The following is a 25,432-nucleotide window of genomic DNA, read 5'->3' as shown; positions in this document are numbered from 1 at the left end:
GGCCACAAGCTAAAAACTTATGAATATCAACAACTCACAATCTTATCAACTCACAACCTCATAATCTCACTAACTGAAAAACGCACACGCTTACCATTCCCTTTATTCGGTGGAGAAGTCGGCCACCATCTTACGATACATGGCGTACATACGTGTGCGCGAAATGAATCCTTGTAGTTCGTTATTGGCATCGACAACGGGCAGATAGGTGGCATCTGTCTTGTCGAACTTATTCATTACCTCTTCCATTGGGTCGTTACGTCCAAGCACGGCAGGCGTGGGAATCATTATTTGCGCCACACTAAACTTCTGATACAACTCTGTTCGGAACATGATATGCCTTATCTTGGTAACGTCTATCTCGCCAATGAGCCTTCCCGCATGGTCTAGTACGGGGATAAAGCTGGTGTGGCTGCGGCTGATGGCATACACCAACTTGCCCAAAGGCATTTCGGGATTAACGGCAATGTAGTTCTTGTCGATGATGCTTTCCATGCTCATCAGCGTAAGGATGGACTTATCCGTGTGGTGGGTGATGAGTTTTCCCTCGCGTGCAAGACGCATGCTATAAATGCTATGCGGCTCGAAAATGTTGATGGTGAGGTAAGAACTGATGCAAACAATCATCAGTGGCAACAATAATTGGTAGCCCCCGGTTATCTCGGCAATGAGAAATATGCCCGTAAGCGGCGCGTGCATCACGGCAGTCATTACGCCTGCCATGCCCAGTAGCGTGAAATTCTTTTCTGGAATGTACACACCGATGTTGTACATGTTCCACAAACGGGCGAAGAAAAAGCCGCCAAAGCCGCCGATAAACAGCGAGGGGGCGAACGTTCCGCCACAACCGCCGCTGCCATTGGTGGCCGATGTGGCGAATACCTTGGTGAAAAGCACCAGACCAACGTACACAACCAGCAGGTTGTCGTGGCCATAGAACAGCGAATTGTTGAGTATCTGACTCCAATCGGTTTCGGTATTGCCGTTGAGTAGGGTGTTTACCGAACTTAAACCCTCGCCATAGAGCGAAGGGAAAAGGAAAATAAGCGAACTGAGAATGATACCGCCCAAAACTAATCGTTGGTATGGGCGGTTCTTCATCTTTCCGAATACGTTTTCGCAAGCGGTCATGGTGCGCATGAAGTAAAGGCTAATCATACCGCAGAAGATGCCGAACAACACGCTTGCAGGCACACGTTCTATCATCCATTCGCCGTCGAGGTGAAAGGTGAACATCGAATCGGTGCCCACAAAGATGTAAGTAAAGCATGTGGCCGTTACGCAAGCGATGAGTATGGGCAGCAAAGAGGCCATGGTTAGGTCGACCATGAGCACCTCTAAGGTGAACACCAGGCCTGCAATTGGCGCCTTATAAATGCCTGCAATGGCGGCAGATGCACCACAACCAACAAGCAATATCATGGTGCGATTGTCGAGTTTGAAGAGTTGCCCGAGGTTAGAGCCGATGGCCGACCCCGTTAATACGATGGGTGCCTCTGCTCCTACCGAGCCTCCGAACCCGATGGTGATGGCCGATGCGATGACAGACGACCAGCAGTTGTGCCCCTTTAAACGCGCTTGCTTGGTGGATATGGCATAGAGCACACGGGTGATTCCGTGCGAGATGTTGTCTTTAACGACATGCCTAATGAATAGGGACGTGAGATAAATACCTACAACGGGGAAAACAAGATACAGCCAGTTGATGGAAGATATGGTGAACCCTTCGGTGAGGAGCATTTGTATCTGCTTGATAATCCAATGCAGAGAATAGGCCGCAATGGCAGCGAACAACCCCACGAAGAACGAGAGGATGAGCGTGAATTGCCTTGTTGAAAGGTGTTGGGTGCGCCATTTGGTAAACCTGCCAATCGGGGTTTTGTCTTCAATCTCTATTGTCGTATCCATTTCTTAGGCTTGTCTGTGTTGTTCTAAGCGTGTTGGCGTTACTTGCGTATTACGGTTACTTCTCCGTCTTTGTTCAACTTGATGATGCAGCTAGGCGTATGCGGCTTGTGTTCTTGCCGTCTGGACCAGCACACGTAGTCGACGGCGTTGAGCAATTCTTCGCTAATGTCCTTGTAATTTTGTGCTGCGGGCTGTCCGCTAATGTTGGCACTAGTGCTAACCAAAGCCTTTTGAAAGCGGTAACATAGTTCTTTTGAGAATGGTTCGTCAGTTACCCGCAAGGCCACCGAGCCGTCTTCGGCAATGAGATTGGGTGCAAGGTTAACGGCATCGTCGAGTATTAGCGTTGTGGGTTTGGTGGCAAGCTCCACCAAATCCCATGCCACGTTGGGCACGTTACGCACATATCGTTGCATGCGCGTGGCCGAATCTACAAGGCATATCATTGCCTTGGAGTCGTCGCGCTGTTTTATTTGGTACACTTTGGCCACCGCCTCGGCATTGGTAGCATCGCATCCGATACCCCAAATGGTGTCTGTGGGGTAGAGTATGATGCCGCCTTTCCTTAATACCTCAACGGCTTTCTTGATGTCTTCTTCTCTTGTCATGTTGTTTTTCTTCTGTTCGACTTGCAAATATATAACAAAAATACGTTAGCCCCAAGCAAATGGCGTTTTATTTAGTTGCTAAAACGTGGTGTGCGCAAGGTTCATTGGCTGATGGCACGATATAGGTTTGCATCGCGAGTGCCATTGAGAAAGTCGCGGCTGGCGATGCGTTTCTTGCCTGCTAGCTGTATTTCTTGCAATTCAAGTAGGCTGTCGGCAGTGTTTACAAACAGGCGATTGCCTTCTACAACAAATGTTCCCGGCTGGGCATTTGCAGGTATTTGGGTTTTTGTTGCACTGAAAATTTTCAGCACTTGGGGTTTGTTCTCGCCCTCGATGCCTGTTTTTTGTATCTCGGTCCACGCGCCAGGGTAGGGGCTTAGTCCGCGAATAAAGTCGTATATGCGCTTTGCAGGTTGGTTCCAATCTATTTGGCAGGTTTCCTTAAATATCTTCGGCGCATGTTTTAAGGGTTGGTCTTGGGGTTGTTCGGTGCTCTCTACCTTGCCGTCGTTTTGCAAAATGCGGTCTACGGTTTCGATACACAGCTCTGCACCAAGGTTCATCAGGTTGTTATACACCCATTCCACGTTGGCATCATCGGGTATGGGCAGGCGTTTATGACTGATAATTCGGCCCGTGTCGATGTCTTCGTCAAGGAAGAAAGTGGTAACGCCCGTTTCTGTTTCGCCGTTGATGACGGCCCAATTGATGGGGGCGGCTCCACGATATTGTGGAAGTAGGGCTGCATGTACGTTGAAAGTGCCGAAGGGTGGCAGGTTCCATACCTGCTTGGGCAGCATGCGAAAGGCTACAACCACTTGCAGATGGGCATCGAAAGCGCGGAGTTGGCATAGAAAATCCTCGTCTTTCATGCGCTCTGGCTGCAATACGGGTATGGATTTAGACAGGGCATACTGCTTAACGGGTGGTGCTTGAAGGGTGGAACCGTGTCGGCCCACGGGCTTATCGGGCTGTGTAACCACGGCCACCACGTTGTAACCGCCTTCTACAAGCAGCTTGAGCGATGGCACTGCAAATTCGGGCGTGCCCATGAAAACTATTCTTAAATCTTGTTTGTTCATTCTGTTGCTTTATACTTTGGTTGTTGTAAAGGAGGGCGAAGGGGCATTTATGCGGTCTTTATTGGCGCGGATGAGTCTGCGCTGTGAGCGTTCTTGTTGTTCGTTCCCCTTGGTTTTGTTGCTGGGATTAGCCTTACAGGCGCGACACGTGCTTAACGCCTTTAACGGTTCGTAGCTTTTTCATCAGCGCCTCCAACTTGGTAACGTCTTCTAATTGTACAACGATGGTGCCGTCGAACAGGCCGTCGTGCGAGTCGATATTGATGGAACGCATCACGATTTTCTCTTCTTTCGAGATGATGCTCGTAATGTTGTTGACAATGCCGAGGTCGTCGTTGCCCACCACTTTGATGGTGATGCTATATTGTCCTGCACTCTTTCCGCTCCATCTGGCTTTCACAATGCGGTAGCCAAAGCGTTTGCGCAGTTCGGGAGCGTTAGGACAATTGGCGCGATGTATCTTAATTCCGCCGCTCACCGTAACGAAACCGAAAACCGGATCGCCATATATGGGCTGGCAACATTTGGCCAACGAGTAGTCTACTCCTTTTAAATTGCGGTCGATAACCAAAACGTCGTCGTTGTTTCTGGCAATCTCTTCGTCGGGATTGTCATAGCTATACTCGGTTGCACTCCTTGTAATTTGGGGCGCATTAAGGTTTTGATCGTAGTCGCGCACCGCTACATACTTCTCGATAACCTCGTTAACGTCGAGCTTTTCGTCGGCTATTTGCTTGTAAAAGTCGGTTGCAACCTTAAAGCCCATGCGCTTGATGAGGTGCATCATGGTGCTTTCGTCGAACTCAATCTTTCTGTTTTTGAGCCTTCTTTCCAGCAGTTCCTTGGCATAGACGGTGTCTTTGGCGATGGTATCTTTGAGTGCCAGCTTTATTTTAGCCTTCGCCCGTGGGGTTTTAACGATGTTTATCCATTCTTGTTTGGGCGTTTGGTTGCTCTGCGTAATGACTTCCACCTCGTCGCCCGACTTCAATTCGGCTCTGAACGATACGTTCTTGCCATTGATTTTGCCGCCCACACACTTGTTTCCTACGCCCGAATGGATGCGGTAGGCAAAGTCGAGGATGTTGGCTCCCTTGGGAAACTTGAGCAATTCGCCTTTGGGTGTGAACACGAACACTTCGTCTTCGTACAGCCCCATCTTGAATTGGTCCATCAACTGCAAGTCGTCGTTGTTCTCCAAGGCTGCCCTGATGTTCGAAAGCCATTCGTCTATGCCGCTTTCTCCCTTAATTCCTTTGTAACGCCAGTGTGCAGCCAGTCCTTTTTCGGCTATTTCGTCCATCCGTTCGGTGCGTATCTGTACTTCAACCCATTTGTTTTCGGGGCCCAACACCGTGATGTGTAGACTTTCGTAGCCGTTGCTTTTGGGCACACTGAGCCAATCGCGCAGGCGTTTTGGGTTGGGCATGTACATGTCTGTTACGATAGAGTAGGCCTGCCAGCATTGCATCTTCTCCTTATCTATGGGCGAATCGATGATGATACGTATGGCAAAGAGGTCGTAAATGCCCTCGAAGTTGCACTTTTGTTTCTTCATCTTCTGCCAAATAGAGTGGATACTCTTCGTTCGGCCTTTCATGTGAAAGTGCAATCCGGCCTCTTCCAGCCGTTGTTGTATGGGCGTTATGAAACGTTCGATATAGCTGTCGCGCGACTTTTTGGTGGCGTTGAGCTTGTCTTTAATCATGTAATAGGCGTCGTGCTCCAAGTATTTCAGGCTCAAATCTTCCAATTCGCTCTTCAACTTGTACAGTCCCAGCTTGTGAGCAAGCGGTGCGTACAGGTAACTAGCCTCTTGTGCCACCTCCAATCGCGCCTCTTCGTTGTCGGTGTCGCGCACTTGTCGCATCAGATTAACGCGGTCGGCAATCATGATCAGTATCACACGCATGTCTTCGGCGAACGAGATGAGCAGGTTTCTAAAATTCTCGCTCTCCACCACAGGCGTTCTTTTGTATAGCTCTTGCACCTTAACAAGCCCGTGAATGATTTGCGCTACGCCTCGGCCAAAGTCTTTTTCTATCTGTGTTGTGTCGCTAAGTCCAGCCACAACGCCCGTGTATAGCACGATGGCTATTATCGCATCGCGTTTCAATCCTATTTCGTCGAAAGCTATTTCGGCTGTTTCTAGGGCGTAGACAATGGGATTAAGACCGAAGATGTTGCGTTGTAGTGTTCCCGAATGAACGTATTGGTCAATGCGTTGGCGTAGTTTTTCTGCATCGTTAGGTTGAAAGCCGTTGGCATCGTTGGCCAACAGCTTAGACAAGAGGCCGTTAGCAGTGTCTTGTTCCTCTGTACTGAAAACGAGTTTTTCTTCCATACGCTGTCTTTTTTCTTAGTCAACCTCATAGGCTTTGTTAAGGACGGGGTACGCCTTTCTTAGTGTTTGGCGATATGTGTTGTGACATAATACCCTGTTCACCATATCGATGGGTTACCCTGAACGTTAGCAATGGGCATCCGTTTACCTGCTCCATCTTTGCCTATATATATAATAAATAAGGAGTAGATTGGCTACTCCGATTATTGCAAAGATACAAAAAATAGCCCAATAATTTCTTGTTTAGCAGAAAAGTTGTTACATTTGTTCAGCACTTTACACATATAATATAAAACCTAGATATTATGTTAACAAAACAAGACCTACAACAGATTGAGAGCCTAGGCATCAGTGAGGCGACGGTTGAGCACCAAATGGAACAGCACCGCAAGGGTTTCCCTTATCTTAAACTGCAAGCCGCGGCATCAATAGGCAATGGAATTATGGCGCCAACAGCAAAAGAACGCGATGCGTTTTTGGCCGAATGGGAGCGTTATCAGGCCGAAGGGCGCAAGGTTGTGAAGTTTGTTCCTGCGTCGGGGGCGGCTAGTAGGATGTTCAAAGACCTCTTCGCATTTCTCGATGCTCCCTACAACGAACCCACAAGCGCGTTTGAGAAAGAGTTTTTTGACAACATTAAGCTGTTTGCATTTAGGAAACAGCTTTGCAAAAGCTGCAAGACCGACACGCAAAGCAGTGTTTGCGACTTGAAAGAGGCTGGCCGTTATAAGGAGATTGTGGCGCATTTGTTGGGCGAAGAAGGGCTGAACTATGGCAATTTGCCCAAAGGGTTGTTGCTCTTCCACAACTACGACGACGAACCGCGCACGCCTTTGGAAGAACATCTTGTTGAGGCGGCTCTCTATGCGGCATCTAATGGCGAGGCAAATGTTCACTTCACTGTGTCGCACGACCATCTGCAACTCTTCAAAGACAAGGTGGCTGAAAAGGCAGGGAAGTACGAAAAGGCGTACAATACGCGCCTGAACATCTCGTTCTCTGAGCAAAAGCCCTCTACCGACACGCTTGCTGTGAACCCCGACAACACGCCTTTCAGAAACGAAGACGGCTCGTTGCTTTTCCGTCCGGGCGGTCATGGCGCGCTAATTCAAAACTTGAACGATGTAGAAGGCGACGTGGTGTTTATTAAGAACATTGATAACGTGGTGCCCGATAGACTGAAAGACGACACTGTTACCTATAAAAAATTGCTTGGCGGCATTCTTGTGCATTTGCAAAAGCGTGCGTTCGCCTATTTGTCGATGCTTGATGAAGGCGGATATTCGCGCAAAGAGCTTGATGAAATGATGCACTTCCTTGAAGAGGAACTGTGTTGTAAGCGCGAGGGTGTAAGCGAACTCGATGATAAGGCACTTGCCGAATACCTCCACAAGAAACTTAACAGACCCATGCGTGTTTGTGGTATGGTTAAGAATGTGGGCGAACCAGGCGGCGGACCGTTCCTTACTTACAACGAAGACGGAACGGTTAGCTTGCAAATTCTTGAAAGTAGCCAAATAGACAGCAACAATGCCGAGTATGTTAAGGCCTTTAAGGATGGCACACACTTCAATCCTGTTGACCTTGTTTGCGGCATCCGCGACTACTGTGGCAAGGCTTTCCATTTGCCCGACTTCGTAGATCACAACACTGGATTTATCAGTTCGAAGAGCAAGAATGGCAAACAGCTGAAAGCTTTGGAACTTCCTGGCTTGTGGAATGGTGCCATGAGCGATTGGAACACGGTGTTTGTTGAGGTGCCGTTGTCTACGTTCAACCCTGTAAAGACTGTAAACGACCTGTTAAGGCCCGAACACCAATAAGCTTTTTGCCTGTGAACAGAAACAAGAAAGGGGAAACGCCGCAACGGAGTTTCCCCTTTCTTTATTTAAGCGAATACTAACTTCTTGCTTAAATGCCTTATCTAATCCGGTCTGCTGCCCTCACCAATTTTTCATCGGCAAGCACGCCCCTGCGTGCCATCCAATAAAGAATGATGGCAATGAGAGGAAAGCAAATGGCGAGGTCGGCGTGGAAAGTGTAGTCGCGATACCCAACATGTAGCGTATAAAAGGCTGCAAGTGCATACCAAACAATCAGCAGCAGCATGTTAACAACACACAGTTTGGCCTGGCGTGGCCTGTTACGAAGCCCACAATCGCCCATACGCCGATGGATGCCGTAAGTACTTGAATGGCTAAAAGCACGCTCGACGTCATGCTTACTCCCCCTTCCGGTTGTTTAATCCACAGGTTAAACATTTCTGCATTCAGTCCCATGCCCTTAGGCTCGAAATATCCCAGCGGCAAGCATAGGCAAGCAATGGTGATGGCGATGGCCAACGCCATGAATACGGTTTGTTTACGTTGCCACATTTAGTCTACCTGTTGTCCCTCTTTCGACGGGTCGCGCCAATAAATGCTGTTGTCAATAAACTCTTGCGTGGCCAACAAAGTGGGTTTGGGCAGTTTTTCGTAGTAACGCGAAATCTCAATTTGCTCACGGTTTTCGAAAACCTCTTCCAGCGTGTCGTTGTACGAGGCGAACTCTTGCAACTTCTTGTTCAAGTCTTGTTTAATCTCGATGCTTATTTGGTTGGCCCGCTTGGCAATGATGGCAACGCTTTCGTAGATGTTGTTCGTTTCGTTGCACAAGTCCATAATGTCTCTTGTGACAGTGTTTAGCGGTGCCTTCGACTTTTTGTAATCCATAAATTTAATGTTCCTATTCTGTTTAATTACTAATTCAATTTTTCGTTATCTCCTTGCATTTGGCAATGTATTTCTCTGCCAGCACGCGCTCTTTCGAGTCAGGATATTCGTTGATGAAGCCGTAGCACTCGTCTTCGGCATCCTGAAAGCGTTCCAACTTCTTTGTTTCTACGCTTTGTTGTGCCAGTTCAAACTTGCTTTTCATCAGCAACACGGCAAAGTCTTCGCGAAGTCGACTATAAGGATAATCCTTCAAAGCGTTTTGCGAAGTGATGATACAAGCCTCATAGTTGTTGCCGCCAAAGTTGCAATTGCCAAAGTAAGTGCCCAAGTCGTAATACAATTTGGCTGTGTACAATTCCTTTTCAACCAGCTTGTCTTGCAGGTCGAAGAGTCTTTGTTGAGCCTGTGGCTTTAATTTCGAGTCGGGGTACAGGTCTAAGAAGGTTTGGAAGTCGGTTATGGCCTGGATAGTCCTCGATTGGTCCAAGCGAGGCTCGGGGGTGCTCATGAACAAGCTTTGCCCCACGTAGAACTGTGCCATCTCTGCGTAGCGTCCTTTGGGGTACGATTGGTAATACTTCTTGAAGTATTGAGCAGCCGTTTCGTAGTCTTTACTGTTATATTGGGCCATAGCCAGCATGTAAAGGCTTTCCTGTGCATTCTCGGTACCTTTCTGTAGGGTTACAAGCTCTTGTAAAAGCGTTATGGCGCGCACGTACTTTCCTTTTGCGAAACATTCTTTTGCGTACTCGTACTTGTATTGTACGTTGTCGCTTTTGTACACCTGATTGAATTCGTGTGCGCAACTAGAAAGCAGCAAAGCGGCCGTAGAAATGATGAGCAGTGGCTTCTTCATTATTTTTGTTCTTGTTTTTGAACTGCAAAAATACACATATTTCGCTTATTTACAAAGTTTAAAAAGCTATTTTTAGCAATTTGAGCAGATGTTTTTTTGTAATTTTGCACTTATGGAATTTAAACTAACGTCGAAATATAAGCCGACAGGCGACCAACCGGAAGCCATCAGGCAGCTTACAGAAGGATTGGAAAGGGGTGACAAGGCGCAGGTTTTGCTAGGCGTTACGGGGTCGGGTAAGACGTTTACCATGGCCAATGTTATTGCCCAGCACAACGTGCCCACACTTGTTCTGAGCCATAACAAAACCCTGGCGGCTCAGCTTTACGAGGAAATGAAGGGGTTCTTTCCCAACAATGCAGTTGAATATTACGTGTCGTACTACGACTATTATCAGCCCGAAGCCTATTTGCCCACCACTGATACCTACATCGAGAAAGACTTGGCCATCAACGATGAGATTGATAAGCTGCGTTTGCGTGCGGTTTCGGCTTTGCTTTCGGGGCGTAAAGATGTGGTAGTTGTGTCGTCTGTGTCGTGCATTTATGGCATGGGAGGCCCTACCGCCATGGAAAGCGGAATTATTTCGCTGTCGAAGGGGCAACGTATCGACCGTAACGAGTTTCTTCGTAAGCTGGTAGACTCGCTCTATGTTCGTAACGACATCGACCTGCAACGCGGAAACTTTCGTGTGAAAGGTGATACCGTGGACGTGGCTATGGCTTATAGCGACAACCTTTTGCGCATCACATGGTGGGATGATGAGATAGACAGCATTGAAGAAGTGGACAGCTTAACTTATCATCGCATTGATAGTTTTAACGATTATAAGATATATCCCGCCAACCTTTTCGTCACCACGAAAGACCAAACGGAGCATGCCATACGCTGTATTCAAGACGATTTGGTTAAGCAAATCGATTTCTTTAACGAGCTTGGCGACAGCATTAAGGCCCAGCGTATTAAGGAAAGGGTGGAGTATGACATGGAGATGATGAAAGAGTTGGGCCACTGTTCGGGCATCGAGAACTACTCCCGCTATTTCGATGGCCGCCAACCTGGTCAACGTCCGTACTGTTTGCTCGACTTTTTCCCAAAAGATTATCTGATGATTATCGACGAAAGTCACGTTAGTGTTCCTCAGCTTGGCGGCATGTACGGAGGCGATAGGGCGCGAAAGCAGAACCTTGTTGAGTTTGGTTTCCGGCTGCCTGCTGCTTTCGACAATCGTCCGCTTAGGTTTGAAGAGTTTCATAGCCTTATCAATCAAGTGATATATGTGTCGGCAACACCTGCCGACTACGAACTTGGAGAGGCCGAAGGCGTGGTGGTAGAACAGCTGATTAGACCAACAGGACTGCTCGACCCAGAGATTGTTGTGCGTCCTAGCGAGAACCAAATAGACGATCTTTTGGCTGAAATATTGGAGCGAAGTGACAAAAACGAACGTGTTTTGGTGACAACGCTTACCAAACGAATGGCCGAAGAACTGACGGAATATTTGTTGGATCATGGCGTAAAGACCAATTACATACACAGTGATGTGGCTACGCTCGACCGTGTGCGTATCATGAACGCACTTCGTGCAGGCGAATACGATGTGCTCGTGGGTGTAAACCTCTTGCGCGAGGGGCTAGACTTGCCCGAAGTTTCGCTTGTTGCCATTCTAGATGCTGACAAGGAGGGCTTTTTACGCAGTCATCGTTCGCTGACACAGACTGCCGGACGTGCTGCCCGAAACGTTAACGGAAAGGTGATTATGTATGCCGATACCATTACGCAAAGTATGCAACGCACCATTGACGAAACGGCAAGGCGGCGTACAATACAGATGCAATACAATGCTGAACACCACATCACCCCACAACAGATTGTGAAAGACATCAAGAGGGCGTTAACAGGGAACACCACAACCGTGGAAACAACGAAGGGTTACCGCTCGCAAGCGGGTGGATATGTGGAACCCGATGCTGTTGCCTTTGCTGCCGACCCCATTGTAGAAAGGATGACACGCCAACAATTGGAAAAGAGTATCGCCAACACAACGGCTTTGATGAAACAGGCGGCCAAAGAACTCGACTTTATTCAGGCTGCTCAGTATCGAGATGAAATTGCGCGCTTGCAAGAACAATTGGAGTTGAAGTAAATTTAGTTTTGAGTTCATGGTTTTTTGAGTTCATGAGTTTTTGAAGTTCATGAGTTTTTGAGGCTCATGAGTTTTTGAGTTCATGAGTTTTTGAAGTTCATGAGTTATACCCTGCAACCGCTTGCGCTGGCGGTTGTAATTGTACGTATTTTCCGTGCCGTTGCTTATGCGCGTGTATGCAGTATAATCGTCTTTTGTCTAGTTTCTAGTAAGAATTTTAACATTATGAGTGCCCTTTCTGCCCACCAATTGTCCACCACGCCGCAAAAAATCGATTCTCGCGGAGGTTTGTTTTGGTGCAAAAAGTGGTGAGTTGTAAATGCAAGTAAAATGAATACACATTGCATAAAATCGCAATTCGTACTTGTTTTGGGGCTGTTTCTCGCTAAATTCAACGCATTTTGGTGCTAAACGCGATGTGTTTTGGTGCAAAACGCGGTCTATTTTGGTGCAAAACGCAAGGCATTTTGGTGCTAAACGCGTTGCGTTTTGGTGCTAAACGCAAGGCAAAATGCTGCTAAATGAGAGACGAAAAGCATAAATATGCACCGCAACGGTATAGACAAAACCCTTTTGAACCATGAAATACATGGCGCAAAGTGGGCAAAAAACACCTTAAAAAGTGCGTTTTTGGTAGCTGAATGCTGAAAAACGGGCTTGAAAAATAGCGAGCTGGCAACCAATCTAGAAAGGCTAAATGGTGCAAAATGCAGGCTGTGTTCTTAAAAGTAGACAAAATTAAAGGCGTGAAAGGTTAGAATTAGTAGCTATTTACCTACTTTATAGCCAATATTCTCGCTAGAACGAAGTGAAAACCAGAGCAGTTTTGTAAAACAAAATAAATAATTTTAAGGTTTTGAGTTGCTGGGTTTGTAAGTTGATAAGCTTGTGGAATTATGATTTTGTGAGCTGATGAGTTGATGGTTTGGCGGGGTTGAGAGTTTGTGAGTTGATGTGTTTGTAAGTTGATGAGTTGCTGCATTCGGGAGTTGTTGGGCTTTCGCGCGTTTGTAAGCCAGTGAGTTGTTTTGTCCTGCACTTCGTATATGAGAGTTATTTTTATTTTGTGTTGGCATCCCAAAGATAACAAGCACCTCACAACTTGTAGAGATACTAAAAGTCTGGACGACTTTATGCTGTATTGAACTAAAACAAGCCGTTGAAAAATGGTTGAAAGATGGTTCTAACAAATCGGTTTGGTTTACATGCCTAGCAGTGAAGGGGAAGTTTAAGGCATGTTCTAAAAAATCCCCGCAAAGGTTCAATTGATGTTCCTTGTATTGCTCTTCACTGCCTTTTTGTTTTTGTCTGGCATCTTTTGCTTTCTCTTTCAGTAGTATAGTTCACTATGCTCTTTCAAGAAGTAAGCAAAACCTGCTCTGCTAAAAGCTAAAAATACAGCAAAGGTAATTTTTAGAACTTGCCTCAAATTGTTTTGGGCAAATTGGTCTCTAATTGGTTGATGCACCAAGCAAAGGCCTTGGCTGTGCGCACATCCGTTTCGGCGAAGTGGTTTCCTTCGTTCCATTCAAACGTTGTTTTCTTGTTTTCAAGTATGTGCATAAGGCTCTCCATGTCTTCGCCCACATGGGCTAGCAGCTGATTTTTGGCCTTGGTTTCCTTATTTCCTAAGCTTAGATAAATGGTGTCGGCATGAAAATGGCATGTCGATGCGTATGTAGTCCAGTTGGGAAACCAAACCGAAGGCGAGGCCGCGGCACAGGCTTTGAAATGCTTTGTTTGGGTAACGGTCCAAAGGGCAAACAGACCTGCGAGCGAATAACCGCCGATGATGAAGTGCGTTTCGGTGGGTTTCGCCAATACCTTGTTCGTAAGATGGGGGATAAAGGTGTTGACAACGAAATTTAATGTGTTGGTAGCGCCGTCGCCAAAATGATTTTTGCCGAACACAGCAGGGGCTTTCCACGGGCTAAGGTCGTGAAACCAATCGTCTACAAGAAAGGCAGCGAGCATCACTTTCTTATCGTTGCAGCGTTGGCGAATGGCGTCGAACTCTTTTTCAAGCAGCTGTTCGTCGTGCTCGTCAACGGCTTGTATCAAGCAATAGTCGGCATCCTTGTCGCCCAAAATGCGGTAGTTTTGTTGTTTCATTGTGTACGGGTGGACAATTACTTTAAGTAGAAGTCGCCTGTAAGTTGCAAATACCAGGCCGTGTATTGCCCAAGGGCATCTCTTATTGTGGCCTCTTCTTCTTCCGTGAAGTGGGGGGGACGTTGTTTGGAAAAGGCCAATAAGCAGCGTTTGGCGGGCTTGGTTTCCACCGTTTTCACCTTTATAAGTCGGCTGACGAAAAGGCCTTTGATGCAAGCCTCGGCCAAAAAGCTGTCCATCTGTTCGGTGGGAATAACCGCACTGAAACAACCATCGGGAGCGAGGAGCAGGCTAACGCACTGGAAGAGTTCGGTAAAAGTAAGGCTTTCGGTATGTCGGGCCAGCGTGCGTTCGTGGCTTTTGCTTTTTAACGAGTGATAAAAGGGCGGGTTAGATACGATTGAACTAAAACGCCCATGCAGGAGTGGTTGGTGCGAAAAACGCTGTATCGGCGCGTTGTTTATCGTTACTTGGTGGGCAAACGGCGAGCCAACAACGTTTTCTTGTGCTTGCAGTGCGGCTTGTTCGTCAAGTTCAACCCCCGTAATTTCAGCATCGGGGTATCGTTGTGCAAGCATCAGCGCGATAAGTCCTGTTCCTGTTCCTATGTCGAGAATGTGCTTTCCGCCTTCGGCCCATGCTCCAAGCAACACGCCATCGGTGCCCACCTTCATTGCGCAGCGGTCTTGGTGTATCGTAAATTGCTTGAATTGGAAGAAGTCGGGCATGGCTTACACGTTGTTGTATTAAAGGGATGTTCTAAAAATTCCCCGCAAAGATTCAATTGTTGTTCTTTGTATTGCTCTTCACTGTCTTTTTGCTTTTATCTGGCATTTTTTGCTTTCTCTGTTCAGTAGCATAGTTCACTATGCTCCTTCAAGAAGTAAGCAAAACCAGCTCTGCTAAAAGCTAAAAATACAGCAAAGGTAATTTTAGAATCTGCCTAAATGCGATGGGATTGAAGAGGGAAATGAGAAGGAAGTGGCCGACATCAGATTTTGCTGATGTCTACATAGCCGTGCATCACGGCGTAGATGGTAAGTGCCGATACGCTTTTCATGCCTAGCTTGTCCATAATGTTCTTGCGATGTGTGATAACCGTTGTTAAGCCGATGTTCAAACGGTCGGCAATTTCCTTATTGATAAGCCCCTGCACAATAAGCGAAAGCACTTCAATCTCGCGGTCGGATAGTATTTTCATCTGCAAGGCATGGGGGAGGGGAGGCAAGTTGCGCCCATGAGCGTGGGCGTATTGCTCTAATTGTAGGATTGAACGCACCAACTGTTCTTCGGGGACATTGATGCAAAGGCTGTTAAAACCCGCCATCTGACTGTTTGGCTCAGTCGATGCGGTCAGCACGATGGTCTTGTTTTTATGTTCAAGGAAGAACGTTCGGTTTTCAATCACAACGCTAGTGGCCACGAAATAGTGGAAAAACACTTCGGGATTGGCACTTTTCAGTTCGGCAAATGTGTTGAAAGTGTCTACCTGCATGATGGGCAACACGTTTTGTAATATCTGTTTCAGTCCCAAAATGGCCAGCGTGTTTGGGTCGACGATGGCAATGCGTGGGCGTTCTTTGAGCATGTGCTCAGGTTTGTTGTGCATCATTTGCGGGCGTTTTAGAGGTTTACGGCGGAAATGTCTACCAGGTTGTTCACAATGGCGTAGATGGTCAGCCCAGCTGGCGAGTGTATTTGCAGCTTGCGCGCAATGTTTCGCCGATGGGTTATCACCGTATTGATGGATATGCAAAGGTGGTCGGCAATTTCCTTATTGGTCATTCCTTGCACCAAGCTGATAATTACTTCTTTTTCGCGTTCGCTTAGGTTGTCAACGTTGTCGTTGGTTTGGTTAATCATGTTTGAAATCTTCACCGACACGTCGTTTTGTTTCGACTTGGCCTCTAAGCGGCGTATGGCAGGCACAAATATTTCGTCTTCCACCTGCCCGTGGTGCAAAAGCCATTCCTCGTTGTTGTAAATGTCGTAGAGAACGGCAGTCAGTTGGTTGTTGCGAAGACCGTCGGAAGGCAGGTACTTGATGATGATGTTCTTCAATTCGCGCAATTTCACGTCCGTTTGGCCGTGGTGTTTGGAGAAGGTTTCGATGTCGTAGTTGTTCTGCGCCTTGTTGTTGAGCAGCGAGTCTACGTATGGGAAAACCATTTTCTCTTCGTACTTCATGTGCGAACGTATGCTGTGCGCATACTCGTCATACAGTTTAAGTATGAGTCGGGCTAGGTTGTCTTTCTCATCCAGGGCCGCAACGAGAGCCTTACGCATAAAGGGTAGTTGGAAATCGAGGAAGTATTCGTGGCTTGCCTTTAAGTATTTGATAAGCGTGGGTATAGAAAGCTTATCGGCATCATCGTAATCGCGATAGCCGTTTATGGCGAAATTCACCACCGCCAAGAAGGTATAGGTGTCTACGCTTTGGCTTTCGCACACGTCGCGCACCGTCTTGTCGCCGAAACCCAAGCTAATGCCGAAGGCGCTAAGCGTCTGCAAGATGCTGTAATTGTCTTTGATAAGCAATATCATCTTATCGTCGGGTTCGTACATCTTATGATTCTTCATACCAATGATTACCTATTTGTTATTATGTGGGCTATAACGACTTGCAAAGTAATAAAAAAAAACGAGACGGCCAATAGTTATTTATAGGTATTTTACACGCGCGTACCAAATAATACTTTGTGGGCATGTAAAGATAAGCAGTGTACATACCTATTACTGATGAAACCATAATTACCAACTTTTAAGTATTGCTTTATAATCGAAAACCATTTAATTTTGCACACAGATAAATAAGGCGGCGTGGTGATGATTGCATCTCTTGATCGTCAAGGATTTGGTTATCCCCAATTCAATTCTTACAAGTTACACCGGACATTGGAGACAAGAACGTAACCAGAAATCTGCGCCGCCTTTACTTTAAACTAATATATCGCAAACATTTTTATGGGAAATTCTACTTCCATGCTTGTCGCTTTGGCAATGGCTTGCTCGTCTTTTTCTGTGCGGGCGCAGGTCAATGCGGCAGACAGTGTGATGAACCACGCCAAGGGTAATCGTTTAAGCCTTGGCGGTTATGGCGAGGTGGCGTATTCGCGCAACTTCTATAGCGACAACCAATACCGTTATAGGCGGCCCAATCTTTATTCAAACGATCCTAGCAATGGGCGTTTCGACATTCCCCATGCCGTGATTAACCTGGGATACGACTTTGGGAAAGGCTGGACAATGGGTACGGAAGTCGAGTTCGAACACACTGGTACGGGCAGTGCTGTTGAAATGGAAGCCGACGAAGGGGGCGAATATGAAACTGAAATAGAAAAAGGTGGCGAAGTGGAACTGGAACAATTCTGGATACAAAAGTCGTTTGCAAAATGGGCTAACATTAGGTTAGGCCACATCGTTGTGCCAGTTGGTCTTAACAACGCCCACAACGAACCCCTCCATTTCTTCACCGTATATCGCCCCGAAGGCGAAAACACCATTTTGCCAAGCACTTGGCACGACACAGGGATTAGCTTTTGGGGACGCACTAAGGATTTCAGATACGAGTTCCAAGTGGTTGCCGGACTTAACGCCTTGTTGTTCGGACGAGACAGTTGGGTGCACAAAGGGGCTGGTTCGGCGTACGAATTTAAGCCTGCCAACAAGTACGGCTTTGTTCTGAGGCTAGACAATTACTCCGTTCCCGGCCTTCGCATTGGGCTTTCGGGCTATGTTGGGCAGGCCATGCACAATTCGTCGCCCAACGAGATGGAAGGTAAGGGAAAACCCTATGATGGTGTGAAGGCCATGACTTACATCAGTTCGTTTGACTTTACCTTTAATCGCTTCAATTGGATTGTGCGCGGCCAGGCCGATTACGGTTACATTTCGGGAGCCCAGAGGCTGAGCGTGGCCAAGGCAAACATGCACAAGAACTCTCCTTGGGACAAGACCAACGTGGGTAAGAATGCCTACGCCATCGGCATTGAGGCCGGTTACGACCTGTTTTCGCAAGTTGCCAAGTTGCGTGCAGAAAATCAGAAACTTTATCTTTTCGGCCGTTACGAAGCCTACGACTCGCATGTTGAAGGTCCGTCGCAACCCGTTTACGCCTATACGGCCCGCCAGCGCATGGTGTTTGGGGTAAATTATTTCCCCATTCCGCAGGTTGCCATTAAGGCCAACTATGCCAACCGGATGTTCAAGAGCGGATATAACAACGAGCCCAGCATCAACATAGGCATCGCCTATGAGGGCTTTTTCCTTTAAACTAAATGAACCCAAATTTTTATAAAGACAAAACGATGAAAAACTATTTAAATTTGCTCTGTGCTTTGTGTCAGCAAGCATTATGGCTACTGGCTTCACGGCTTGTAGCGAGGAAGATCCGGAGCCAGTGAACATGAGCAAAGATGATGCACTAGAGGCTTTAACGAAGACCTATGTCAACGAGGTGGTTACCAAGACCTATACAAACCTCGCAAACGAGACGGAGGTTCTGTTCAAACAAATCTCTGCTCTGAAAAAGAAATCGGTGGCAGGGGAGGACATCACTCAAAAAGAAGTGGATGACGTTTGCAGCACTTACAAGCGCGCTCGGGCGCATTGGGAAGAGAGTGAGGCATGGCTTTATGGCCCGGCAGATAATTTTGAAATTGACCCTAGCATTGACACATGGCCGCTTGACCTAAATGTTCTGGCTGAAGATCTCAACGATGCAGAAAAACTTGCAGTGTTATCGAATGTGGAAGGAACCGCATTCATTGAGGCAGTAAATAAATTAGGGGATGCAAACAAGGGTTTCCATGGCATTGAGTTTGTGTTCTCCCGTGACGGACAGCCTCGTATTGCAACTCTTTTGAAGAAGGGAGCTGTGGAAACGGCAGAAGAATTTAAGGCAAACCCTGTAACGGGCGATAAGGAACTTGTCTTTGCTACAGCCGCTGCCGCTTATCTTCGCGACCGCTGTTTCCAGCTTGAAGTATCCTGGCTAGGTAATAAGGCTAGCGCAGCACACGTCGCTCGTGTTGCTGAATGCGCAAAGGCATATCCGGGAATATTCAAAACTACCGTTGCCGCAACGGGGTTGAGCTTCGGCGAAAACATGCTTTCTGCAGGAAAGGGAGAAGCAAAGAGTAACTACGCGACATGGCGAAAAGTGATTGAAGACATTCTTGTTTCAGGTTGTGTCAACATTTGTGATGAGGTTAACGATCAAAAGATGGGACAAGCTTATCGTGCTACCACTGGGCAGGCAAAGTTTCATATCGACGAAAAGGGAAATAAGGTGTATGATGATGACGAAAACTATATAGAGTCGCCTTATAGCTACAACTCTTTCATCGACTTCTATGGCAACATCATGAGCATTCAGAATGCACTCTATGGCAACTTGAATCAAACGAACTATTCGAGTGCATCAATAATGGCCTACCTTGTGAAGTACAATCCTGAGTTAGCCACTAACTTGCAAACCAAGCTGAAGGCTGCTCTTGATCAATTGAAATATTGCCAGCAAAACATTCATCCGTTCGTCAAGAACCGTTCTCACCAGCAAGTTAAAATTGCAATGGACAAGATTGAAGAACTTTCAAAGGTTCTTAACGAAGCCAGCAGCTGGATACTGAAAAACTAAACACAATACCCCGAACTTTGAACGTTGTGCCATCGCTTAATGCGGTTGCACAACGTCATGGTTTGTTCTGACATAACGAGTTTTCTGCCAGAATAAGGTGAAATACAACAAATTCTTAGGGATAAAGGAGAAACATTATGAAACGAATTAGCCTAAATGGGCTGCTTATTGGTGCTGCATTGACGTGCACCTTGTTTGCTTCATGTTCGAAGGACGATGAAGTGGATGTTGCTTACGACAAAGACGACTACAAGTATGTAGGCCAAGCCATTGGCAATATGTCGGCAGATGAGTGGTATCCTGGCGGAAGATTAGGCACAACGGACAACACGGGTAGCACCTGTTACCAGGACCAGTCGCCCGCCATTGATGCAGCAGACTTAGTTGAAGCCTTTCTTAAAGGTGAATATATGTTTGAACACCGATTTCAACTAAACAGCAAGACACCCATTCTGACGGGTCTCGGTCCTGCTTACGTGCGCTCTCAATGTATTGATTGTCATCCTGGATATGGACATGGAAAACGTGTAAATAGCTATTACACAAAACAAAGTGGTAATGGTTACTTGCTTGTAATCTACCATCCGACAGGTGGTGCTAACAGTAACGACGGGCCTTACATCACGGAAGTTACCGGTATGCCTCAGACCAATGCCACGTCACCATTCCTTGCGCCCATCGATGAGGATGCCGTTAAAATTGAATGGAAGGAAATAACGGCTATGGAGAGCGGCTTGAAGATGCAATTCGAGGATGGGGAGAGGTATAGCCTTATCTATCCTGAAGTTAATGTAGACATCTCAGCATTTCGAACATATCCCAAACCCTCAAACTTGGCCTTCCGACTTGAATCTACCATCGGCCTTTACGGCACGGGCTTGATAGATGCCATCCCTGAAGAAGAGATTAAGAAGCAATACCAATTGGAGGCTAGTCATGGTGTTGAACTTAATCCCGCCATGTGGAACAAGGATAAGAACACTTGGGCCGGTGACCCTACGTTAGACAAGTCTAATGGTGCCTACTACAGGCTGGAAGATGGAACGATGAAAGTTAAACGATTTACTTATGCCATGACGCGCGCTTCGTTACAAGATGGGCCTGGTGCAAATGCGATGTGGAATATAACTAACGTAAGCCGTTCTGACAGGCCTTACCTTTACACCACTTCTGCTTGGGCCGAGGCCATGTCGAGGACGCAAAGCGTTATCAACGCGATAAAGCGAGATCCGAAGTCGCCTTATTATGCCGATGGTACAGAAGAGGGAATAAGGAAAGCCGTTAGGAACTTGTTGGACCCCAAAACTAACCAGTTTAACAACCCCTACCACAACTTTAAGCCCGACATGACCGACAACAACTTCTGGCAGTATATGGTGTGGCACAGGGGACTAGCCGTTCCGCGTGCACGTGATCTGCATAACCCCGTGGTGCAAAGGGGTAAGCAGGTGTTCATGGCTATCGGCTGCGCACATTGCCATCGCCCACAATGGAAGACGGGAAATGACAATATGTGGCGACCCGCAGTGCTGGTTAGCCATAATCTAAGCTTGCCTAAGTATCCCAACCAAACTATTTATCCCTACACCGACCTTGTGCAACATCGACTGAAGATGAAGAACGACATTCATGGCTCTTGGTGTCGTACCACACCGCTGTGGGGTAGAGGACTCTCACGAGCCAACACGGGGGCCGAAGACCGCCTGCACGACTGCCGTGCACGCAATGAGATAGAGGCCATTATGTGGCATGCTTACAGTAAAGAGGGCGATGCCTACAAGTCGGCGGAGCGGTTCTATCACCTCAAAAAGGCCGATAGGGACGCTGTGGTGAAGTTCCTTCGCTCGATATAACTCTCTAACACAACATTTCACACACCAACTCAATCAAGGTGCGGCCCCTGGATCTTGGCAACCCCGGGTGCTGCACCTATTATGTATAATATGTCAAGGCACAAACACATCATCATTTTCGTTTATTCGCTTCTCGTTGTTGTAATGGGTTACGCCACATTTTACGAAAGGCTCAGAGGCACGGCAGATGCCCATTCGGCAATTTATGGCTCGCAATGGTTCACGTTTCTATGGGCAATTTTGGCCGCAATGGGCACAGCTTACATCGTTCGTATCCGTATGCGCCGTTGGCATTTGCTCTTGCTTCACCTCTCATTCGTAGTGATATTATGTGGAGCATGGCTCACTAGAACTTTCGCTTTCACGGGTGCGATGCATCTCCGGCTTGGTGAGACCTCGAACACATTTGTTGTCCAGTCCGAAGACGGAGGCCAACACCAATTACCTTTTTGTGTGCGGCTAAACGCTTTCAAGGTAATTAACCATGAAGGCACAGAGGCTGCTGCCGACTACCACTCGTACATCACCCTATGGACCGACAACGACACATCGAAGGCTATTGTGGCTATGAACAAGATTAAGACTTTCCGCGGAGTACGCCTTTACCAAAGCACTTACGATAACGACCAAAAGGGATGTACGCTTGCTGTTAACAGCGACCCTTACGGTATTCCTGTTACTTACATGGGATATGCGCTGCTGTTTGTTTCTTTATTCTGGCTCCTGATTAATCCCAAGGGGACATTCAGGCAGGCTCTCCGCAATCCGCTTATCAACAAAGCCTTAGCCGTTGCGGCAGTTTTCATTGTCGCTCACCCTGTTTACAGCCAAACTTCACCGCACAGCTTTCCTAAACCTTTGGCCGAGAAGTTCGGAAGAGTTTACGTTAACTATAACAATCGTATCTGCCCCCTACAAACCTTGGCCATTGATTTCACCAAGAAACTGTATGGTAAAGCCAAGTATAGGGACTATTCTGCCGAACAAGTTCTGCTGGGGTTTGTGTTTTGGGGACGAGAATGGAGCAACGAGCCAATAATAAAAGTTAAGCATGGCGAGTTGAAGACGACCTTACAGCTGCCAGACTACTGCTCGGCCAATGACTTTTTCAAATTTGGCAACTCTTATCGACTAGCCCACTATGTTGAAGAATTCTACAAAGGAAACAATGACGCGTTTCACAAACAGGCGGGTGACATCGACGACCGGATACAACTTATCTTACAATTGCGACAGGGCAAGTTGCTGAGAGTGTTTCCATTTAGTGATGGGAAAGGTGGAGTCCGATGGTACGCACCGACCGACAGACTGCCGAACATGATAGACTCGCTTCATCAACGCTACATAGCCGAACTGTTTAACGTTCTGAACGCAGACCTAATGGTAGGCAACAATACACACATAGAGGAACTTGTAACCGGATTGCGTAAGTTCCAAGCAATCAATGGAGGTTCCAGCATCCCCTCCTTGTTTCGAACAAGAGCCGAGCGAATATACAATGCCATACCTTTCACCACCATTCTTTTTGTCTTCAACCTCACGCTGGGATTGTTCTTGTTGGCTTGGTTTGTTTACAGAATATCGCACAAGCAGCAGTTCTCCTCGTTGAAGGAGAGGGAAGAAGGTGGCAAGCGTGTTAATTCCTTTTCTTGCGGAGAACTGGTTCGCCGTCTGAGCCTTGGTTTCATGTGGCTTTCATTCATTGTCTTAACTGCTGTCCTCGCTATCCGGTGGATAATATCGGGCAATATACCCATGTCTAATGGATACGAAACCATGCTGGTTGTTGCCTGGTTCGTTCAGATTTTGGTAATAGTCATGCAACGCAAGGCCTCCATCGTATTGCTCTTTGGCTTTCTACTTAGTGGCTTTTTCCTACTCGTAAGCCACATCGGGCAGATGAATCCTGCCATAACCCACATTATGCCCGTACTCAACAGCCCATTGTTAAGCCTGCATGTAAGTGTTATCATGATGAGCTACGCCCTTTTCTCGCTGACATTCATTTGCGGGGTAGGTGCCATCGTACTGTACTTGGTGGATAAACTATCTTCTATTCAACGGGCAAAGCAGCAGTCGCCTGGGGTGTATGTCAATCAGATTTCGGCATTAAGGGTACTTTCGCACATCTTTCTTTATCCGGGCCTCGTCACATTGTCTGTTGGGACATTTGTCGGGGCCGTATGGGCGAACATTAGCTGGGGGCAATATTGGAGTTGGGACCCTAAGGAGGTGTGGGCTCTTATCACCCTCATGGTGTATGCCGTTGCTGTTCACAACCGCTCGTTACCCTTCCTGAACAACGCCATGGCTTACCATGTGTACATGGTTGTTGCCTTTCTCACGGTGTTAATGACCTATTTGGGCGTAAACTTCTTTCTTGGTGGAATGCATAGTTATGCTTAAATTTTATAGAGAAACCAATTTATAATACTTTAATAGGACAATATCGAGGAAATTTCTATTAAAAGTTGGGCGGCTGCCAAAAAAGAATTATCTTTGCACACGTTATCCTGAAAACAATCTTTTTACCTTAGAAGAGGACTGATACCTATTGAAGATCTGAAGCGATAGCCTGCGAAGGTCGTCGCTTTTTTGTACCTATGACGTTTGTGCTTTGCTGCACTTAGCCGTTCTTTTCGTTCCTCGAAAAGTGCGTTTTCCCACCATGACAAAGTCCGAACAAGCTCGACGTTGTTCATTTGGCTTAACGAAAACGTTCTTTTCTCGTTCCAGGAAAAGTGCGTTTTCTCGCCATGACAATGTCCGAACAAGCTCGACGTTGTTCATTTTGCTCAACGAAAAAGTTCTCTTTTAAGTTTTACTGTGTGGTGTTAAATGAAGTTACGCGTACGTTTAAAGCCCCTCGGTGTCGTTGTTTTCTTCCTCAATCTCTGTATTTCTCCCTTATACATGGCTTTTTCGTTGAGGCTTTTCTCTCCCTTTTGTTTGGCCTATTTTTTCGTAAGCAGTGTTCTTGTTTGCATCTGGTGTGGCGATTTGCGATTGAAAAGTTTCCGTGTTCGCCAACAATTACTTATCTTTGTAGTTGGTTCTAACCACTCATCGTATTCCCAAACACGTTAAGTTAGAGGGCTAGTCGATGTTTTTATGCAGTGGTAAACTGCATTTATAGGGGCTTTTCCATAAGTCTCGAACTTCGTTTTTACAACGCAAAGTACGTTATGAAGTATGCAATTATAGCCGCAGGAGAAGGCTCGCGCCTTATGCAAGAAGGCGTGCAATTGCCCAAACCGCTGGTCAGAGTGGGGGGCGAACACCTTGTTGACAGGCTTATCAGAATATTCTTGGCCAACAAAGCCGACGAGATTGTGGTTATTTGTAACGAGCAGATGACCGACGTTGCCGCCCATTTGAAGGATGTGCAGCGCAAGGGCTTGGCGGGAAAACGCGTACCGTTGAGGATAATCGTTAAGCGTACGCCCAGCTCAATGCACAGCCTTTACGAGTTAAGCCCTTATCTTCAGGCTTCGCCTTTCGTCCTTACAACGGTAGATACCGTCTTTAATGAAGACGAATTTGCCCTTTTCGTCAACTCGATGAACACGGCATTAGCGGCCGGCGACAACGGAATGATGGCTGTAACAGGCTTTGTCGACGACGAAAAGCCATTGTATGTGCAAACCAACAACCCACCATATATATCGGGCTTTTACGACGAATCTGCCCCCAACTGCCACTATATCTCGGCTGGTATCTATGGCTTAACTCCCCAATGTCTGCCCGTGTTGAAGGCTTGCATCGAGAGTGGAGAAAGCCGTATGCGCAATTTCCAGCGGGCATTGGTTGCCAATGGTATGAAATTAAAGGCTTACGTAATGGGCAAAGTGTTGGACATCGACCACGTTTCAGACATCAACAAAGCAGAGAGGTTCCTTTATGAGCAGCGTAATTGCCATTTATAGAGACGTGCGTTTCTCGCCCAATTCGGTAGTGGCAGATCGTTCTATAATGGATGCAACGATAGACCGACTAAGTCAACACCAAGTGTTGGCCATCGCCGAACACGAACTAGGCGAACAACATCGTGCAGACTTGTTTCTATCTATGGGCCGACTTCCTCGCACAATACAGCTTTTGAGGGCGCGCGAGCAGCAAGATCACGCCCTGGTAATTAACAAAGCCGCAGCGTTAGAACGCTTTTCGC

At 47.0% G+C, this 25,432-nt stretch carries 17 protein-coding genes and 2 pseudogenes; 8 read left to right on the top strand and 11 right to left on the bottom strand.

The genetic code is table 11. From position 1 onward, the window contains the following. Nucleotides 1–102: 102 nt before the first annotated feature. The 4 genes from BN93_RS08970 to BN93_RS08955 all read right to left on the bottom strand — a co-directional run bounded on the left by BN93_RS08970 (nucleotide 103) and on the right by BN93_RS08955 (nucleotide 5,945). Nucleotides 103–1,908: a chloride channel protein gene (locus BN93_RS08970; RefSeq protein WP_019188002.1), complete on the bottom strand. Its 1,806-nt coding sequence runs from the start codon at nucleotides 1,906–1,908 to the stop codon at nucleotides 103–105. A 38-nt stretch (nucleotides 1,909–1,946) separates the two neighbouring features. Next, a complete protein-coding gene (locus BN93_RS08965) occupies nucleotides 1,947–2,516 on the bottom strand; it encodes an L-threonylcarbamoyladenylate synthase (protein ID WP_009229418.1) in 570 nt (189 codons plus the stop codon). 101 nt (nucleotides 2,517–2,617) lie between these two features. Then, the gene (fmt, locus tag BN93_RS08960) at nucleotides 2,618–3,601 is read right to left on the bottom strand and encodes a methionyl-tRNA formyltransferase (RefSeq protein WP_019188001.1); all 984 of its coding nucleotides are present in this window, start codon (nucleotides 3,599–3,601) and stop codon (nucleotides 2,618–2,620) included. A 133-nt stretch (nucleotides 3,602–3,734) separates the two neighbouring features. Next, nucleotides 3,735–5,945: a RelA/SpoT family protein gene (locus BN93_RS08955; protein ID WP_019188000.1), complete on the bottom strand. Its 2,211-nt coding sequence runs from the start codon at nucleotides 5,943–5,945 to the stop codon at nucleotides 3,735–3,737. A gap of 305 nt (nucleotides 5,946–6,250) precedes the next feature. On the opposite strand from BN93_RS08955, the gene BN93_RS08950 reads away from it, so the two are divergent. Continuing rightward, nucleotides 6,251–7,768 carry a DUF4301 family protein gene (locus BN93_RS08950; protein ID WP_019187999.1) on the top strand — a complete coding sequence of 506 codons (1,518 nt, stop codon included), beginning with the start codon at nucleotides 6,251–6,253 and terminating at the stop codon, nucleotides 7,766–7,768. Nucleotides 7,769–7,865: 97 nt separating this feature from the next. Here the strand turns inward: BN93_RS08950 and BN93_RS08945 are convergent. The 3 genes and pseudogenes from BN93_RS08945 to BN93_RS08935 form a co-directional block, all read right to left on the bottom strand. Beyond that, nucleotides 7,866–8,293 (bottom strand): annotated as a pseudogene (locus BN93_RS08945) (DUF4293 domain-containing protein). A 27-nt stretch (nucleotides 8,294–8,320) separates the two neighbouring features. Next, entirely contained in the window at nucleotides 8,321–8,656 is a 336-nt protein-coding gene (locus tag BN93_RS08940; RefSeq protein ID WP_009229423.1) for a DNA-directed RNA polymerase subunit omega, read from the bottom strand. Between the two features lie 34 nt (nucleotides 8,657–8,690). Further along, entirely contained in the window at nucleotides 8,691–9,515 is an 825-nt protein-coding gene (locus tag BN93_RS08935) for an outer membrane protein assembly factor BamD (RefSeq protein ID WP_019187998.1), read from the bottom strand. 112 nt (nucleotides 9,516–9,627) lie between these two features. Here BN93_RS08935 and uvrB point away from each other — a divergent pair, with 112 nt between their 5' ends. Next, the gene (gene uvrB / locus BN93_RS08930; RefSeq protein WP_019187997.1) at nucleotides 9,628–11,661 is read left to right on the top strand and encodes an excinuclease ABC subunit UvrB; all 2,034 of its coding nucleotides are present in this window, start codon (nucleotides 9,628–9,630) and stop codon (nucleotides 11,659–11,661) included. A gap of 1,425 nt (nucleotides 11,662–13,086) precedes the next feature. Here the strand turns inward: uvrB and BN93_RS08925 are convergent. The 4 genes from BN93_RS08925 to BN93_RS08910 all read right to left on the bottom strand — a co-directional run bounded on the left by BN93_RS08925 (nucleotide 13,087) and on the right by BN93_RS08910 (nucleotide 16,353). Beyond that, nucleotides 13,087–13,773: an alpha/beta hydrolase-fold protein gene (locus BN93_RS08925; protein WP_019187996.1), complete on the bottom strand. Its 687-nt coding sequence runs from the start codon at nucleotides 13,771–13,773 to the stop codon at nucleotides 13,087–13,089. A gap of 17 nt (nucleotides 13,774–13,790) precedes the next feature. Beyond that, complete coding sequence (locus tag BN93_RS08920; RefSeq protein ID WP_019187995.1) at nucleotides 13,791–14,501, bottom strand: tRNA1(Val) (adenine(37)-N6)-methyltransferase; 711 nt, start codon at nucleotides 14,499–14,501, stop codon at nucleotides 13,791–13,793. A 263-nt stretch (nucleotides 14,502–14,764) separates the two neighbouring features. Continuing rightward, a complete protein-coding gene (locus tag BN93_RS08915) occupies nucleotides 14,765–15,385 on the bottom strand; it encodes a response regulator transcription factor (protein ID WP_019187994.1) in 621 nt (206 codons plus the stop codon). An 11-nt stretch (nucleotides 15,386–15,396) separates the two neighbouring features. Further along, on the bottom strand, nucleotides 15,397–16,353 hold the full coding sequence (locus BN93_RS08910; RefSeq protein ID WP_044260250.1) for a helix-turn-helix transcriptional regulator: 957 nt from the start codon (nucleotides 16,351–16,353) through the stop codon (nucleotides 15,397–15,399). A 384-nt stretch (nucleotides 16,354–16,737) separates the two neighbouring features. On the opposite strand from BN93_RS08910, the gene BN93_RS08905 reads away from it, so the two are divergent. The 6 genes and pseudogenes from BN93_RS08905 to BN93_RS17950 all read left to right on the top strand — a co-directional run. Then, nucleotides 16,738–18,045, top strand: coding sequence for a hypothetical protein (locus BN93_RS08905; RefSeq protein WP_044260249.1), 1,308 nt, complete (start codon nucleotides 16,738–16,740; stop codon nucleotides 18,043–18,045). A gap of 82 nt (nucleotides 18,046–18,127) precedes the next feature. After that, complete coding sequence (locus tag BN93_RS08900; protein WP_019187991.1) at nucleotides 18,128–19,411, top strand: imelysin family protein; 1,284 nt, start codon at nucleotides 18,128–18,130, stop codon at nucleotides 19,409–19,411. 137 nt (nucleotides 19,412–19,548) lie between these two features. Beyond that, nucleotides 19,549–21,264, top strand: coding sequence for a di-heme oxidoredictase family protein (locus BN93_RS08895; protein WP_019187990.1), 1,716 nt, complete (start codon nucleotides 19,549–19,551; stop codon nucleotides 21,262–21,264). 90 nt (nucleotides 21,265–21,354) lie between these two features. After that, nucleotides 21,355–23,670 carry a cytochrome c biogenesis protein CcsA gene (gene ccsA / locus BN93_RS08890; protein ID WP_019187989.1) on the top strand — a complete coding sequence of 772 codons (2,316 nt, stop codon included), beginning with the start codon at nucleotides 21,355–21,357 and terminating at the stop codon, nucleotides 23,668–23,670. A 779-nt stretch (nucleotides 23,671–24,449) separates the two neighbouring features. Then, a complete protein-coding gene (locus BN93_RS08885; protein ID WP_019187988.1) occupies nucleotides 24,450–25,190 on the top strand; it encodes a nucleotidyltransferase family protein in 741 nt (246 codons plus the stop codon). Next, a pseudogene (locus tag BN93_RS17950) lies at nucleotides 25,165–25,432 on the top strand (hypothetical protein); the annotation flags it as partial. The gene BN93_RS08885 and the pseudogene BN93_RS17950, both read left to right, overlap by 26 nt.

It is taken from the genome of Prevotella conceptionensis 9403948 (assembly GCF_000312305.1).
Classification (GTDB): Bacteria; Bacteroidota; Bacteroidia; order Bacteroidales; family Bacteroidaceae; genus Prevotella; species Prevotella conceptionensis.
Note: the sequence above shows the minus strand (reverse complement) of the source record. Positions and strands in the feature narration are given on the sequence as shown.

What these genes read in the sequence shown, in the direction of transcription:
- BN93_RS08935 (WP_019187998.1), bottom strand. Translation starts at nt 9,515, where the DNA reads ATGAAGAAGCCACTGCTCATCATTTCTACGGCCGCTTTGCTGCTTTCT.
- BN93_RS08955 (WP_019188000.1), bottom strand. Translation starts at nt 5,945, where the DNA reads ATGGAAGAAAAACTCGTTTTCAGTACAGAGGAACAAGACACTGCTAAC.
- BN93_RS08920 (WP_019187995.1), bottom strand. Translation starts at nt 14,501, where the DNA reads ATGCCCGACTTCTTCCAATTCAAGCAATTTACGATACACCAAGACCGC.
- BN93_RS08910 (WP_044260250.1), bottom strand. Translation starts at nt 16,353, where the DNA reads ATGAAGAATCATAAGATGTACGAACCCGACGATAAGATGATATTGCTT.
- BN93_RS08940 (WP_009229423.1), bottom strand. Translation starts at nt 8,656, where the DNA reads ATGGATTACAAAAAGTCGAAGGCACCGCTAAACACTGTCACAAGAGAC.
- BN93_RS08905 (WP_044260249.1), top strand. Translation starts at nt 16,738, where the DNA reads ATGGGAAATTCTACTTCCATGCTTGTCGCTTTGGCAATGGCTTGCTCG.
- BN93_RS08900 (WP_019187991.1), top strand. Translation starts at nt 18,128, where the DNA reads ATGGCTACTGGCTTCACGGCTTGTAGCGAGGAAGATCCGGAGCCAGTG.
- BN93_RS08950 (WP_019187999.1), top strand. Translation starts at nt 6,251, where the DNA reads ATGTTAACAAAACAAGACCTACAACAGATTGAGAGCCTAGGCATCAGT.
- BN93_RS08925 (WP_019187996.1), bottom strand. Translation starts at nt 13,773, where the DNA reads ATGAAACAACAAAACTACCGCATTTTGGGCGACAAGGATGCCGACTAT.
- fmt (WP_019188001.1), bottom strand. Translation starts at nt 3,601, where the DNA reads ATGAACAAACAAGATTTAAGAATAGTTTTCATGGGCACGCCCGAATTT.
- BN93_RS08965 (WP_009229418.1), bottom strand. Translation starts at nt 2,516, where the DNA reads ATGACAAGAGAAGAAGACATCAAGAAAGCCGTTGAGGTATTAAGGAAA.
- BN93_RS08895 (WP_019187990.1), top strand. Translation starts at nt 19,549, where the DNA reads ATGAAACGAATTAGCCTAAATGGGCTGCTTATTGGTGCTGCATTGACG.
- BN93_RS08970 (WP_019188002.1), bottom strand. Translation starts at nt 1,908, where the DNA reads ATGGATACGACAATAGAGATTGAAGACAAAACCCCGATTGGCAGGTTT.
- BN93_RS08885 (WP_019187988.1), top strand. Translation starts at nt 24,450, where the DNA reads ATGAAGTATGCAATTATAGCCGCAGGAGAAGGCTCGCGCCTTATGCAA.
- uvrB (WP_019187997.1), top strand. Translation starts at nt 9,628, where the DNA reads ATGGAATTTAAACTAACGTCGAAATATAAGCCGACAGGCGACCAACCG.
- BN93_RS08915 (WP_019187994.1), bottom strand. Translation starts at nt 15,385, where the DNA reads ATGATGCACAACAAACCTGAGCACATGCTCAAAGAACGCCCACGCATT.
- ccsA (WP_019187989.1), top strand. Translation starts at nt 21,355, where the DNA reads ATGTCAAGGCACAAACACATCATCATTTTCGTTTATTCGCTTCTCGTT.